Origin of the sequence: Jilunia laotingensis, from assembly GCF_014385165.1 — a bacterium.
GTDB classification, from domain to species: Bacteria; Bacteroidota; Bacteroidia; order Bacteroidales; family Bacteroidaceae; genus Bacteroides; species Bacteroides laotingensis.
The window spans coordinates 4,121,774-4,137,714 of record NZ_JACRTF010000001.1; the positions used below are offsets into that span (position 1 = coordinate 4,121,774).

The following is a 15,941-nucleotide window of genomic DNA, read 5'->3' on the forward strand; positions in this document are numbered from 1 at the left end:
TATTTAAAGGTTTATTATTTTATTTGCAAATATAAAGATTATATTAAACAAAACAAACAATATACTGAATATAATTAATACTTGGTTTAATTTTATTCAAAACATTTCCTGTTTCCTACTTAATATCCAGTTACAATGGCCACCTCAATTAACCAGTACAAAGCTTTCCTAACGAAATACGGGTCATACAAACGACATAAACAGTTACTTTATTATCGTTTGAATGACCCGTATGGTTCTCAGGTACTATGATCTATTAATTCGCTAATTCCGGATTGGCAGCAACAGCATCTCTCGGAATTTGGAGCGTATAACGTGCATCATCTTGTTCAAGTATATAAGTCTCTCCTTTCAGGACTTTTTCAATACGCGGACGAGTAGTACGACGAAGGTCGAACCAACGATGCCCTTCGAAAGCTAGTTCACGTGTACGTTCATTCAGGATTTCCTGTATCAATGCTTCTTTGTTCATAGCATTGACTTCTGTCGCTTTAGTTACATATACTTCCGGTGTGTAACGTTTTTGCATTAACTCTAACAGACGAGTACGAGCTTGTGGCAATTTATCCGATTGAGCTGCCGCTTCGGCTGCATTCAAGTACATCTCTCCAACGCGAAACGAACAACGGAATTCATCTTTACCACCTTTTTGGCTAAAGCGATATCCATTCTTGTCGGGTTCCTTGAAATAAGCATCACGACGCAAATCACCTTCAGCATAAGACGAGAGAAGAACCTCGGATGCCACACCTGCCTGATTGTAATTGGAATTCATCCCACGTTCTAACGCAGTAATGTTCTCAACGGATTGATAATGATTAGGCAATTTATAACTTTCCGCATTGAAGTCTTCTAAAGTATTCTTTTGGGCTAGTACGACTTCGGCCGCATCGTAGGCTTCTTTCCATTGCCCCATATACAAGAGTACACGAGAGCGCATGGACAAAACAGACAAAGTTGTAAAACGGTATTTGAAGTTCTCCTCCCACGACTCCTTATTGATCAGCTTTTCTGCTTCATCGATATCTGCAATGACAGACTCATAGATCTGAGCGACTGTGCTGCGCTTCAGCAATTCATTGATATCACTGTCCAGTTTCAAAGGCACCGCTTTGGTATCCAAAGCTCCCGGCCGAGTGTAGGGTTGTCCATATAGATTTACCAACAGGAAATGCATGTAGGCACGGAGCAAATAGCATTCACCAATCAACTGGTTCACCTCTTCTTCACTACCCTCAGTAATATCATGCCGGTGTTCTATCGTATAATTAGCATTGAATATTGTCGAATAAAAATTCTTCCATTCAAATGCAACGGTTTGCCCGGGCGCACTAAAATCATCCCAACGTTCTATCTTCCCATAGCGGTCGAGTTCCCAACTGTCATCTTTTACAAACATTTCATCCGAACGAAAACTAACCACTCCCCGGGTATCAGGTACATATTTATAAGCCGAAGCCATCAAAGCTCTATACTCTGCCAGCGTAGTAGGAATTACTTTTCCTGTAGGCTTAATATCCAACATATCGCAGGCAGTCAGCAAGAATACACTGCCTAGCAATAACATGACATATATTTTTTTCATCGATTCTATCATACATTAATTCATTAAAAATTCAAGTTCAGGCTCAAAGTAACAGATTTCGGAGCCGGAGTTGCATAAGGATTCCCCATCGTTTCGGGATCCAGATAATTCTTATAACTAGAGCCAAAGACAAACAAGTTACGTCCTTCAACAGCAATAGTAGCAGTGGACATGCCCAATTTACGGCTGAAACCGGTAGGTAACGTATATCCCAAACGGAGGTTTTGCAAACGGACATAATTAAGATCCTTGATCCAAATATCCATATATCGATAAATCTCCGACTGGTTAGAATACCACATGTATTCATCCAATCGCTCATTCTGGCTCAAAAGTGCCGGCAGATTAGTATTAGTATTATCCGGTGTCCAGCGGTTCAGAATGTCACGATTCGTATTTCGTCCTTTATCAAAATCCACAATAGAATAGGTTGGTTGTGTACGTACCTTTCCACCAAAATCGAAGCTAAAGTTGATTCCCAACTCAAAAGCCTTGTAAGTAAAGGTATTATTAAAACCACCGGTGTAAGGACAATCTGTTGTTCCTACATAAGTATATAAATCACGACGTTCCTTTGCGGTCAGGTCGGTTGCACCGAAACCCCACTCTTGCAATTTAAAGAATTCCATACCGGAAACGGCTTCTCCTTCTTTATTATAAAACATAGGATATCCCTGTTCGTCCAATCCTGCTGTTTTCAAAGCGAACAAAGCCCCTACCGGTCGCCCTTCGCGTCCGGGATAAAGAGCATCTTCACGAAGCGCCTCCTTCAATACAGTATTGGCGTTGTAGGCAAAATTGAAATTGGTAGTCCACATAAAGTGCTTCGTATGAACATTACGCGTACTCAATCCTACTTCCACACCCTGATTCCGCATACTTGCCCAGTTGATTGTCATCATTTCAAATCCTGTTTCCAATGGCAACATCTGCATGCCAATCAAATCTACTCCTTTCCGATAATAATAGTCCACACTCAGGTTTATCGCCTGATTTAAAATAGCAAGATCGAATCCGGCATTGACAGAATGAGTCTTCTCCCAACGCAATTTATCATTCGGAGCCCCGGAGACATCAATCATATCTTCCGAACCACCGGGCAGAATATTCTCAATACGGTATGTACCCAGCAAGTAAGGTGAAGTGTTCTTATCGATATTTCCCTGCAAACCATAGGAAGCACGAAGTACCAAATTATCCACCCATTTGACTTTCTTCATAAAAGGTTCCTGAGAAATCCGCCACAATCCGCTGACAGAGTAGAGAGGCAAATAACGGTATTTCTTATCCACTCCGAATAGGTCGGAACCGTCAAAACGAATACTTCCTCCCAGCGTATAACGATTTAAGAGTGAATATGAAAGTGTAGAGAAAGCTGAGACATAAGCATTCTCCTGATTCGTCTTTTTATGTAAATCGAAGGCCCTGCTCTCCTCAGGGAAAATGATGGGTTTCGTAGTCAATGTCTTCCGGTCGAAACCATAACCTGCACTGTATAATGTTTCATACCACGTCTTACGAATCTCCGTACCTGCCATCACCTCAAATTCATGGATGTCATTATACGTATCGCGATATTCTCCCATTGCTTTCCAGGTGATCTGAGAGTTAGAGTTCTCATTTGCTTTATGAAATCCTCCCTCCGGCAGATAAGTTACCCCATTGTGCCGATTATTCTTTTTCTCCAAACGCATTACATAGGATTCTCCATCGGCTATTTTTTCGATAGACGTTTTATCGAGTTGCAGTCCGAGTTGGGTGGTGATTTTAAAACGATCATCGAAACGGAGTTCTGCATCGATGATGGAAGACAAACCATTAATGGTTGTCTGATTGGTGGTGTTATTCCGTTCTTCGAAAGGATTGAAACCGAAATCCATGTCCACGTCATTTTCGATATCGAGGTCATAATTATATTTCCCGTTCGAATCGTATGGAGTGAAATATGGATTGGCCAAGCGCGAATAAAACATAGGATTGGTCAAACCATCCGTATCCGGCAGATAACTGGAATTCTTACGACGGTTGGCAAACAGCGATGCACCTACTTTCAGCATTTTATTGACTTGGAAACTGGTTTTCATCACCATATTCAAACGTTCCGAAGACACAGAAGGTATGTTACCATTCTCTTTCATATATCCTAATGAAGTATAATAAGTAGCCTTTTCACCACCACCGGAGAGTGACAGGTTATATTCTTGCGTAAAAGCATCACGGAACAGAATATCACTCCAATCCGTATGAGTCGCCTTCAGGCGGTTGATAGCACTTTGGGCATCTGACGACAAAGCGTTCCATCCTCCGTCTTTAAACTGACTCAGCTCTCCCAAACCGGAAATAATACGATAGACTTCACCCTTTTCTTCTCTGTAAGGATAACCAGATTGCAACAAGTCAAGTTCCAATCCGACTTTTTCCTCCGAGTTCAAAAGATTCAGACGATCCATGTTCAACTTAGGAGAATAGGTCAGCTTAGTAGAAAAATTAACTACAGGCTTACCCATTTTTCCTTTTTTGGTAGTGATCACGATCACACCATTTGCAGCACGGGCACCGTATATTGCCGTTGCAGCCGCATCCTTCAAAACAGTAATATTGTCTATATCAGAAGGGTTTAGGCCGGCAATCGCAGTCTGTCCGATATTATCGACATCTTTCAATACGTCCATATTCGGAATATTCGTACCTTCCAAAGGTATGCCATCCAAAACCCACAACGGGTCTTGAGTACCGTTCAAAGAGGCTGTACCACGAATACGAATCTTCGCAGGCGCGCCCGGAGTACCATTAACGTTGCTTACCGAAAGCCCCGCTATTTGCCCGGCCAAAGCCTGATCGATACTTTTAGCCGCACCTACCATCTGATCGGATATATCAATCTTCGACACAGCCGCTGTCAGTTTACGGCGCTCAACCGTCTGATATCCCGTCACCACTACCGCATCGAGCATGTGTGCAGAAGGATTAAGAGTGATTTCATATTGATTTTTGCCCGGTACGAGCTTTACTTCAAGTGCATCAAAACCGACATAACTACAGTAAAAGCGTGTAATGCCATCGGGAATGGAGATGGAGAACTTACCGTCAATATCAGTGATGACGCCAATCGTCGTCTGAGAATTTCCGGCTTTCTTCAGGTCATCAGCCGTCACGTAGACAGAAGCTCCGATAAGAGGCTGATCATCCTCGGAAGAGATAACTACCCCCTGCACTTGCCGGTTAGCGGCAAATACGGTAGAGAGCATTCCCACGAGGAAAAGGATTACCATAAATAAATGTCTTTTCATTCGTTACAACATATAAAATTAATAGTGATACATTATTATAATTCTTCTTTAGACACAGATATCACCGATCGCACGGCTTCTCGATCTGTCAAAGCCGTGTAATCTGCGTGACTCGTGTCTAAAAAGATTATACTTTATAATAGGATTAAGTTTGGATATATTTTATTTAATTCCCAACGCAGTGTTGATGCGAAGGATCATGTCTTTATAGTGGTATTTTGTAGCTACATCCGATGTTCCCAGACGGCTTTGTAGCAAATCTTTGATACGAAGCAGTTCACCCCGTTTCACCGATATGGCATCTGAAATACGATTCAGTTGAGAGCCATAAAAGTTGAGTTCACGACGGGCACCCATCCGGTCGCTGTCCAAAGAACGATGTACATGCTCGTCGTGGCTGCATAACGGCAATCGATTGTCAAGCAGGAAGTGATTGTCCATCAACTTTTTATTGATTTTCACTCCTTCGCTTTCGGCAGCGGCAGTGATCAAAGCATCCACGAAATTCTTCTGCAAAGCACGGGTCATGACATCCGGCAATACGCCCCGTTCAGTGGTGGAGAAAATGGAACGATGCAGGCCGTCCATCAGTTCTACTGCCGTAAACGCTTTCTTTCCGTTCACCGATTCGTTTTCAAGCATACGCATCAGACGATTGTTTGACAACAGATCCCAAAGGATGTAAGATTGCGCATTCTTCAATACCTGCGTGGGGGCATTCTCTACGATTCCCAATGGAGTGTTACGAAGCAGATAGGTGTATTCTCCTACTTCGGTATCGAACAACCACTTGGGATAGGTCAGCACCTCATCGAGCAAGAACTTCAACGCTGCTTGCTGTTTCTCTTTCTCTACAAACGTATAAGTTTTCTGCCCGTCACCGACTATAGTGTTCTCAATATAGATACCACCTATATTAGCCAGCACGTGATACAGGTAATTGTTCCACTGATTGATAACGGCATAATAAAGCCGGGAAGCTTCTTCATACGTCTGGCCTTTTTCTCCGGTCGTTGTCCACTCTATTATTTCCGGAACTATACGTTTCAAATTGGCAATGCCCAGTTGTGAGGAACGCACGGCATCATCTCCCAAATCTTCATTCTGCGCACGGGGATCAACGGCATCACGCACATCCTGTGCTTCACTGTATTTGTAAAGGCGGTCGGTGTGACGGCCAAGGAAATCGAAAAGCAACTCCTTTTCGGCTTCGGGAGTTTCCTTCCCGTACCAGCGATAGCCATACTCGATGGCAAACAGATCATACGGTCCGATATGCGGAGAGAGCGCAGTCACTCCGTCACCCGGCTGTGCCACATAATTGAAACGGGCATAGTCCATGATGGAGGAGGATGTAGAGTTCATCCGGTCGGTAAACGATTTGGAACGAAGAGAGTCGGTCGGGAATGCCCATGATCCCATCATGTTATGGCGCAGCCCCAAAGAGTGTCCTACTTCATGGCAAGCAACAAAACGCATGGCATCTCCCATCAGCTCATCCGAGAGTTTGATGCCGCGTGCTTCGGAACGAACGGTTCCGGTTTGCACGGTAATCCATTCCTGAAGCATGCCCAGCACATTATGCCACCACATAATATCCGCCTCCAGTATCTCGCCCGAGCGAGGATCGAGGATAGACGGCCCCATCGCATTAGCTTTGGTCGAAGCGGCATAAGTCAGCACAGAATAATTAACATCGTCCATATCCACAGTCATGCTATCGGTGACTTCCTTTGCAAGGATGGCGTTTTTGAATCCTGCACGTTCAAAAGCTACTTGCCAGTCTTCGATACCTTGCTTTATGTATTTTCTCCAACGATAGGGAGTAGAGTTCTCAATATAGAAAACAATCGGTTTGGCCGGTTCGACAAGTTCACCGCGCAGATAACGTTCGCGATCCTCCGGTTTGGGCTCCAAACGCCAACGGGTAATGAATTGTTTCTTATCCACCCGTTGCTGTCCGTCACTGTAATTCAGCAAAGGATTAGTGAAGTAACCTACGCGCGCATTATCCAAACGACCGACCATCGGTGTTTCAGGCAGCAACATGAGTGAAGAACTTACTTCAATGGTCACGAATACGGTAGTAGTACCTTCGGTTACTTTCGTTGTCAGTTCGGAAGTTGCCACTACATTATTTTCGAACGACTTAATAGAAAGGATACGTGATAGATTCTTAATGGAAGACGTGCCCAGATTGATGTTTGTAAATACATTATTAATGCTGGTTTCTGTTCCGTCGTAGATATCATTCACCTTGATAACCATGCTGGTAGAGTCGTTATTGAAAGCCTCGACTTTGAAACCGGCTATCAACGGAGAGATGTAGTTGTTGCGTACAGACTCACTGATCGCGTCCCCGGCAGGTGCAAGGGGCAACGGACGGCTCTGACGAATCAATAGTTTATTCGTCGCCTTATCCAGTTCGAAACGTACCATCTGATTCTCGTAATTCGTCCCACGATTCACGCCCGCTTCGTTCAATTCCTCGGGTACACGTTGGAGCTTGTTTACAACCAGCATGTCTCTTCCCAACAAACTGACCGGTACTTCAAAGTAATAGTCGTTCTTCTTCTGGTATACATTAAACATCCCCCGACGAACGATGCTGCCATCACCCGTCAGTTTCTCATACTCATTTTTTGATTTAATACTGTCGTTAGATTCACTTTTCTTTCTCTTACGGAACCACCCCATCGATTCCGGGTTAGGATTTACGGCATACACCATGAGAGGTTCCCCCAGAAGGGTACCCGTGGCCACCGTAGTCAGCAGGATTGTTTTCAGTTTCATCAGTTAGTCTATCAATTATCTCTTTAAATTATTCTACTCATAGAATAAATGGACGGCAAAGATAATAAAACTATCAATATGAATTACAAAGCAGGGCGTATTTTGACGTTTTTTCTTAAATATACTGCATTTTGATTGCATTTTAATACAAAATAGGGAAAAATGCGGTTCATTCCGCACACTATTTAACAAAGCGAATCATGTAGCATGGAGAGAACATTTGACACAGTAATGCCCCTGCATGGTTAAAAAAAACAGAATAGTAGCGATTTCGTCACCCTTTTACTTTGTAGATAATAACAGAATTGCTACTTTCGTCGTACTGATTAAAATCCACAAGAGACCGCCTTGACAATGTGTCAGGGCTGTCTCTTTTTAAATAAAACCAGTTAATTGTGGAGGGATCTTTATCTTCCGATCATCACCTTTCTCCCTCCTGAAAAGTAAATGCCATCCAGCAGGTCGGTTATTTCTGTCCTACCTTCAGAAGCTTTGATAATCCTTACCGTACGGCCTTCCCTATCATAAATGGGAAGGGTGATGGCGCGATTGGTTTCTATGTAGAGCGTCCGACCGATGCTGTACACTTTCAATGACTCTTCTGCCCGACGTAGCAAATATTCAAGACCTGTTAGGCTTCCATTCGTGCCGATGCTATAATATGCCGGTGCCTGATTCGGAGAATCTTTGCTGACCGCGTAAGCCTCGAAAGGATTTGCATTACGTAGGTTACGGACAAAAGCGCCACCCGGCAGATTGCCGTTGCTGATAGTACGGTTGATGACGTACACAGAGTCATGTTGCCAGACTGTCTCATAAGCAGGTACAAGTGTAAATTGGGGGCCTTCGGAACGGACAATAGCGGAAGAGTATGTACTCCTTACTTCTACTCCATTGTCGTTTTCCGCATGGAAGGTGACATTGCCACATATATTAAATTCTTCTTCATACGCATCGCTATTCGGCATGGAGATGATATACGGGATGTTAGCCTTCAGTTCCGTCACATGCCTGAAACCTTTTTCCGTGGACAATTCGGCAAGCCAGAAAGGATGTGTTCCCTTTTTGCCGCTATTGAAAGGTGCGAGTTCTCCTTTTTCCGCATGACTGAAAGTCTGGACATCGAAAGGTAAAACGATGCTTTCCCATCCGGCAGCAGCTTCCTTATTACCCGAAGTCATGCTGAAGGTACGTGTATAGGAGATATCTTTTGCTTTGAAAGCAGTGGGACAACGGAATCCTTTGGCATCTGTCAGGCGGATTTTGTCGGCTAATCCGTTGATGATGACATTACCTTCATAAGTACATTCTGTTTCTTGCAGTGCGTAGATAAGGCAATTGCCCATCTCTTCCGGTGTGTCAAAGGTGGCAGATGCAATTGCAGCAGGAGTGTTCCAATGTATGAGTAACAAGTTCCCTTGCGTGCCTCCAATAGCTTTCTCACCGAAGGTTTTTATACTATGCGGTATGGAAAGTTCCGTTAAACCGGTACAACCATAGAGCGCCTTTTTGCCGAGGGTGATGGTGGTATTCGAAAGGACAAGACGTGTCAGTTTCGGTAAATCGCTGAACATATAGTCACCGGTGACTTCATCGGCTGTACGATAGTTTTCGTAGTAAGTATCTCCCCCTTCTACGATATGGGCGGCACTGATATCCAGTTTTGCCAAGCATGGCAAGCTACGGATGAAACGGATGTCCGTACCGTTGAGGTAACCGGTAAGGGTCAGGTTGACGATTACTTCAGGGTCGCTTACCAGCTCGGGAAGAGTTCCTGCGGGATTTACTTCGATCGTGTCGGAAACGTTGTTGCCGATGCCTATGATTGTCAGCTTATCCTTATTGTAAGTTTCATCGTGGATGGTACTATGCAACAAGACGTAATAGATACCTTTCTGTTTGGTTTCAATTTTCTTTCCTTTCAGGCTCTCTGAGGTTGAAAACCTGCATAGCTTTTCACCTGAAGGAGAAAAGAAATCCAACATACAAGGTTGGTCTGCCTGCCAGTAAAGCGAGTCTTCTTTTGTGACATCGATGCTGAAACCTACTAATTCTTTGGAAGCCGGCTTTTTCAACGTTTGCGCTTTGTTTACGGTTAACGCTCTAATTTCAAGCTCTACCTGGCTGTTGTGTTCAAAACTGTCTGTCTGCACCGCACTCCACTGGTCTGCAAGATCCTTGAACTGCAATTTTATTTGCATTTTCAATGGTAGGAGAAATGCTTTTTTCGTAGCTGAACTGCTGGTAGCCATTTGAATATCATCGGGAATTTTCGCTGGAATTAAGTTAGGCACTTCGATCAAAGCATTGGACAATTCCAGGGGATTTACCGGTGTAATATCTACTTTTTGCAAGGTTTCACCATTATCGTTGAACCAATATCGGTATTGGCAGATTTTATTATCGCTGACTCCAACAAGAGGCTTCATAAAATATTGAGTAACTAGACTGCTATAGTTTCCCATTTTGTCTTTAGCCCGGAAGTTAAAGTAGTGCATCCCTTTTCGGAGTTTGCTGGCATCTACATCAAGGCTGATGATACCGTCCGCGTTTGGCACTTCTTCCTTTTCAGCATAATTACTGTCCAGCCAATACTCATAACTTACCAGTGCATTGTCAGCTATATTGTCGGAACTCATTCGGTAGAAGTACTGTGTGATCAATGCACTGTAGTTTCCCATTTTGTCTTTAGCTCTGAAGTTAAAGTAATGTATTCCATGGAGCAGTTTGCTTGCATCTATATCTACATTAATAATACCTCCGGTGTTTGCAGTTACTTTTCTTTCTGCATAGTTACCATCCATCCAATATTCGTAACTCACGAGTGCATTGTCTGCTATATCATCGGAACTTGTACGGTAGAAATATCGGGTTAGTATGGAACTCCATTTTCCTCGACTATCTTGGACTCTGAAGTTGAAATAATGTATTCCTTTCTGTAATAGAGAGGCATCGGGTGAAAGTTGAATTTCTTTCTGTGAATCGGTGACAGATACTTTATTCTGATAATCTGAATCAAACCAATATTCATATCCAACTAACCCCTGTCCTTTTATCCCTATAGATAAGAGGAGTAGAAGTAATATATAAATTGACTTTCTCATAAGTAATGCATTTACTTATAAAAAGTTGTTTCCAATTTCAACCTTGATGTTTACTTTCAATTTACCGTTTTCAGTTTTTGGGGCAATTTCCTTCTTTATGATACGGGGAATGGTGAGAATGGGACTGAAAGGGGTTTCACCTCCATAGATACCAATTTCTGTGCCATCTGTACCTAAATATGTTTTTTTTGCTTCTTCTGTGAGTTGATATGAATAGGTATCGCTATATTCTTTTATTCCACTTTCACCGAAAAGAATGGTAGCCCAGTTAGTATCAATCCAATTGCCATCTTTAGTGATTACGCTGTCTAAAGCTCGTTTATTGCCAAATAAATTGTGAAATGTAGCTATATTGGTGTAAACAGGGTAATTGGAAAGACTATGATAATAGTCGCCAGTAAAGTTTTCAAGGTCTTGGAAGTATACATCACCAATGATATTATTTTTTAATACTCCTCCTTCAAGTTTATCGGCCAAACCTATAATGATGTTATTTTGTATCATTATGGTTGATCTCTCATTATAAGTTCCAAGAAAAGCATTGATAATGGAGTTAATTATGGACATTGATTTTGATTCTCCTGGAAAGAATCGGTCTGCAATCCTACAATGTATAAATGAGCAATCTTCTGATTTTGTTCCTCCATCACTCACATTTCCGAATTTAAAAAATCCAAACCGGCACTTAATAAAGCTCGCTGCAACTAATTTGTTTTGTACTGTAATTGTTTTATTTGAATAAATCCCTTCTATATACAAACCTTCTGCTGGCCTACCCTCTATCGAATCTAATGCAATGTCAAAGTTTCCATTTATCCGTGTTGGATATTTTTCCGGTTCTTCTGCAAGCTTTTCTTTATCTACATTTGTTTCATATCCAGCTCCATAAATAGTTACCGCCTTTGTTATATTTGTTGCATTGAATGTTCCTGCAGTCAACGTTATTGTATTTCCGTGGTCTGCTGCTGCCATCGCTTCAATAAAAGCATCAGCACCGTAAAATACTTGCGTTTCTTCTCCTTTTTGAAGTGTTACTAATTGCACATCCTGTGCTTTTACACCAGTTAAACCTATCAGGATCAACATCAATGTAGTGAACTCTTTTTTCATAATTCTATTTGTTTTAATTTGTTAATGTCACTGTTTGTCAGGAAAAGCAGAATCGTCTATTCCCGGATCTTTCTTCTTTGTGGTGATTCCTACGGTGTTACTATAACCTACTCCATTCTTGTTACGAGCATATGCCCTTATTTTATAATGGGTATAAGCAGATAATTCGTTTAGTACGGTAGACATCGCATTCCCTCCAGTAACCACCACTTTTTTAGAATGATCGGCATCAGGTGTACTGTCGATGCTGTAGCAGAACCCCCTCTCAGTAATTTCCGCACCGCCATCTGCTGTAACGGTGGCTGCTACATCTACTGTAGACGGTGTGATGTTGCTTGTTGTCAATGTTCCTAGAGTTGGTACGGTAGAGCTTTTAGTCGTGATTTTAAGATATCCGCTGTAGCTGATTCCTTTCTCATTGATAGCATACGCACGGATATGATATTCGGTGCTGTATTTTAATCCGGTCAGTTTAGCTTCGAATGTGCCGGAGCTGGTTTTAGCTTTCACTTTAGAATCATGATCGATATCCGGTTCGGATGAATTTTCACTCCAACAGAATCCGCATTCGGTCACCGCCAGTCCGCCATCATCGGTAAGAGTGGCCTGCATGGTCGCATTATCGTCATTTATAGTGATGGCAGTCAATCCGGAGAGAACAGGCTTGTAATGCGCTGTTGTTTTGAAGGAAGTCGTATTGCTGTAGCTTATTCCATTCTTGTTTCGGGCATAGGCGCGAGTATAATAAGTCATCCCTTCCTCAAGATCATCAAGCTCTATTTGAATATTGTTTCCCTCTGATGTATCATCAACCGCAGAGTTGTCAATGGTAGGATTCTGTGAATTCTGGCTATAACATATTCCTTTCGTTTCTACTGAAGCGCCTCCGTCGGAAGTGATATGACTGCTTAGTGAAGCGGATGTGGTGGTTATGTTGGAAACCTCCGGAGCGGTGATTTCTGGCTTTTGGGTTTGTATGGTTGTGAATTGTGTGGTCGAGCTATAGAATGTTCCATCCCGTGAGATTGCGTAGGCTCGAACATTATATAGTGTACCTTCTTGCAACTCATCTAATGACAAGGCAATATCCGTTCCGGAAGATGGATCTGCTTTCGTAGTTTCATTAGTAGTAGGTTCGAGTACGGTCGGGCTATAGCATACGCCTTTTTCAAATACGGAAGAACCTTCCGGCACATGTACGGAAGCTGTGACATGGGCAGTCTCAATCATAATATCGGTGACAACCGGGGCAGTAACCGTTAACGATTGCACTTCGGGCATCGTGCATTGCTTAACTTCACCATATGCGATCCCTTTTTCGTTTCTTGCATACGCGCGGAAATAGTATGTTTTGGTGGATTCAAGCTTTTCTACCTTTGCACTGAACTCTTTAGTGATTGATTCTACTTTTACATACGGATGATCGATTGTCGGTGATTGACTTTCGGAACTATAACAGAAACCACATTCTGATATTTCGTATCCGTTATCAGAAACGATGGTTCCGTGGAATAGAACGGTTTGTGCAGTAAGGTCGGTTGCCTCTCCTGTATTGACTGTAGGTTTGAGCAATTTTCCTGTCGTCACTTGAATAGCTTCGCTATATCCTGTATGCGATGCAGAATTAGTGGCATATGCACGAATGATATAGGTCGTTTCCGGTTGCAATTCGGTAAGTTCGGCATAGAAGTCCTTTCCTACTCCCGTATTCCCGGGTACGTTTGTACCATTTTCTGTGGTCGGTGCTTCGATGCCTTCTGAATAAAGCTTGTAAACAAATCCTTGCTTGTCGATCGTTGCTCCTCCATCGTCGGTTACGTTTCCTGTTAATGAAATGGCATACTCGGTATTACCATTGGTCGATACTTCCAGTGAAGGAGCTTCAGTAGAGATAGTGTTGAACTTCTTAATCTCCCCTTTTATGGATGTCTTTCCACAATCTGTAACGATACAATAATAGTAAGTTTTTCCTGCTTCCAATTCGGTGAGATGGACATTGTATTCGTTCGTCCCAGCTTTAACAGCGTCTACTGTTTTTACATTCTCAAGCAGATTAGGGGAATGGTTGGAATAAATAAAAGAGACCTTGTTTTCTTGAATATCTGCTGCTTTCGGATGTGGGGTAACAGTTCCCCAAAGTTCCGCCTCAAATCGTGTTATGTCCGAAGACTCTCCCGTATAGACACTCGGTGGTAGGAGTGACGGTTCGGTATCTTTTTCACAACCAGCGATACTTAATAAGATCGTTAGTATATAAATCGTGAGGTTTATTATGTGTTTTATCCTTTTCATAATAGTATTGTTATTCATTAGAACATGATTCCAAGTCCAATGGAAATTTCATTGTATTTGAAATTGACGGTATGGAAGCCCACCGAAAGTGCTATCTTTTTATATTGCCCGATGGCTCCAATTTCTGCTGCAATGCCGGAGGCGGAATGGTCGATGTTTTTTGCAAGTTCCCCATCTACGGTTTCCCAAGCTAATGTACGTTTACCATACCCCGCACCTACATATAAGTAAAGGGGATGAAAAATCCTGCGAAGGTATCCCGCGCTTATTGAAAGACGCGATTTGTGGGTAACACCTTCTTTATAATAAGCCTGTTGTCCGTTTTCAGTCAATATACCGCTGTCGTCACATTCCAATTCCGTTGAAGCAGAACCAAAATCGCTTCTAAAGCGTGCGTAGAATCCGTTTTTACGAACAAAACCTATCATGCCTCCGTAAGATATCTGTGAAGGATGATAACCAACTTCTGCCATGACAAGCGTTCGGCGTGGTTCCTTGGGACGTATGGTCGAGGTCATTTTGAATGTAAGTCCCGAAGTCTCGCCTGCTTTTATGGTAACAGTCGAGTCGATAGGGAAGTAAGTCGCTTTCTCAATACGGATCTTATAACTTTGCAATGGCATGCGGTCGCTTTTATAAGGAGTGCGTCCTACTAACGCACCGTCTACGTATACATCTGCGTCCTGCTCCGGCAGTGAGAAAATCTCCACGTATCCGAAGCGCGGTTTTAGAGAAATGCTCATGATCTTTTGTTCTGCCCCAAGATCGATTGTACCTGATTCGGATGCATACATAGGGGCTTCTGCCTTGTAGGTGTGTGTACCCTTTTTCATGGTTGCTGTGAACAGACCATTTTCTGTTGGAACCTTGTCTCCATCGATGTAGATATCGGCTGTGGAAGGTTCGGGACGGATGACGAGGAGTTGAGTATTCGTAACTGCAGGTACTTTGGAAACTTCATCTCCGGTATTGATGACCATTTCGTATACAGTGGCCTTTTCTATTATATCTGGATAGAAGTAATTCCGTAATATTCCAAGTTGCGTATGCATAATAGAAATTCGCCGTGCCCCTCTCGGAACGTATAGCCATATTTCTCCCGGTTTGTTTTCACGGGCGGTAATTCCAAGTGCGTCCGGTTCAAACATGAGATCTTGTATAGTGGTCACTACACGGATTAATGCACATACTTCTCCATTCTGATCCCGCATGGGTGCAGTTACTCGTGCCGTTATGTCATTTTCTATTCTTTGAAAAGAAGAGACTTCTATTTTATTCTGGGCTGAAATTGTTTGTATTGTTGTGCAAAAAAGGATGAACCCTGTTATCAGCCAATTTTTTATAAGAATGTTTGTCATTATTTATAGGTTTAACGTTTGCAAATTTAAAAATATATCTTTAGATGTCCAAACCCATTTATAGCGCAAAGTGATTATCTTGCCGATATAACCGTTTATCCTGCAATATTAGTGTTTATAATGGCGAAAAAGAGGATTAGGTATTTTGAGAATAAGCCTTTTATATAAGGTAATGCTTCCATCTGTCTGTTTCTTATGAGGGAAATATGCCTTCCCCGTAGAGAAGCGTTCCCTTTGTTTTAATCCTCCATTCTTTTTCTTGCAACTGTCCAATGTAAAACATGCCCATGTAACGCAGTGAAACATGGGGGTGTAACGCAGCGAGACATGGGGGTGTTTAACAGTGAAACATGGGGGTGTCTGACAACGTTACCTTAAAAGATCCGGCTCGTTGCATTATACCTAACGC

7 protein-coding genes are annotated in these 15,941 nt (G+C 42.5%); all 7 read right to left on the reverse strand.

All coding sequences use genetic code 11. From position 1 onward, the window contains the following. Positions 1-256 precede the first annotated feature (256 nt). The 7 genes from H8744_RS16175 to H8744_RS16205 all read right to left on the reverse strand — a co-directional run bounded on the left by H8744_RS16175 (position 257) and on the right by H8744_RS16205 (position 15,532). Complete coding sequence (locus H8744_RS16175) at positions 257-1,585, reverse strand: RagB/SusD family nutrient uptake outer membrane protein (protein ID WP_262435835.1); 1,329 nt, start codon at positions 1,583-1,585, stop codon at positions 257-259. Positions 1,586-1,608: 23 nt separating this feature from the next. After that, a complete protein-coding gene (locus H8744_RS16180; RefSeq protein WP_262435836.1) occupies positions 1,609-4,875 on the reverse strand; it encodes a SusC/RagA family TonB-linked outer membrane protein in 3,267 nt (1,088 codons plus the stop codon). A gap of 162 nt (positions 4,876-5,037) precedes the next feature. Continuing rightward, the gene (locus tag H8744_RS16185) at positions 5,038-7,668 is read right to left on the reverse strand and encodes a zinc-dependent metalloprotease (protein WP_262435837.1); all 2,631 of its coding nucleotides are present in this window, start codon (positions 7,666-7,668) and stop codon (positions 5,038-5,040) included. Between the two features lie 407 nt (positions 7,669-8,075). After that, positions 8,076-10,772 carry a leucine-rich repeat protein gene (locus tag H8744_RS16190; protein WP_262435838.1) on the reverse strand — a complete coding sequence of 899 codons (2,697 nt, stop codon included), beginning with the start codon at positions 10,770-10,772 and terminating at the stop codon, positions 8,076-8,078. 15 nt (positions 10,773-10,787) lie between these two features. After that, positions 10,788-11,882 carry a hypothetical protein gene (locus H8744_RS16195; RefSeq protein ID WP_262435839.1) on the reverse strand — a complete coding sequence of 365 codons (1,095 nt, stop codon included), beginning with the start codon at positions 11,880-11,882 and terminating at the stop codon, positions 10,788-10,790. A gap of 27 nt (positions 11,883-11,909) precedes the next feature. Further along, complete coding sequence (locus H8744_RS16200; RefSeq protein WP_262435840.1) at positions 11,910-14,174, reverse strand: fibronectin type III domain-containing protein; 2,265 nt, start codon at positions 14,172-14,174, stop codon at positions 11,910-11,912. A gap of 17 nt (positions 14,175-14,191) precedes the next feature. Further along, entirely contained in the window at positions 14,192-15,532 is a 1,341-nt protein-coding gene (locus tag H8744_RS16205) for a PEGA domain-containing protein (protein WP_262435841.1), read from the reverse strand. Positions 15,533-15,941 lie beyond the last annotated feature (409 nt).

What these genes read in the sequence shown, in the direction of transcription:
- H8744_RS16175 (WP_262435835.1), bottom strand. Translation starts at nt 1,585, where the DNA reads ATGAAAAAAATATATGTCATGTTATTGCTAGGCAGTGTATTCTTGCTG.
- H8744_RS16180 (WP_262435836.1), bottom strand. Translation starts at nt 4,875, where the DNA reads ATGAAAAGACATTTATTTATGGTAATCCTTTTCCTCGTGGGAATGCTC.
- H8744_RS16185 (WP_262435837.1), bottom strand. Translation starts at nt 7,668, where the DNA reads ATGAAACTGAAAACAATCCTGCTGACTACGGTGGCCACGGGTACCCTT.
- H8744_RS16190 (WP_262435838.1), bottom strand. Translation starts at nt 10,772, where the DNA reads ATGAGAAAGTCAATTTATATATTACTTCTACTCCTCTTATCTATAGGG.
- H8744_RS16195 (WP_262435839.1), bottom strand. Translation starts at nt 11,882, where the DNA reads ATGAAAAAAGAGTTCACTACATTGATGTTGATCCTGATAGGTTTAACT.
- H8744_RS16200 (WP_262435840.1), bottom strand. Translation starts at nt 14,174, where the DNA reads ATGAAAAGGATAAAACACATAATAAACCTCACGATTTATATACTAACG.
- H8744_RS16205 (WP_262435841.1), bottom strand. Translation starts at nt 15,532, where the DNA reads ATGACAAACATTCTTATAAAAAATTGGCTGATAACAGGGTTCATCCTT.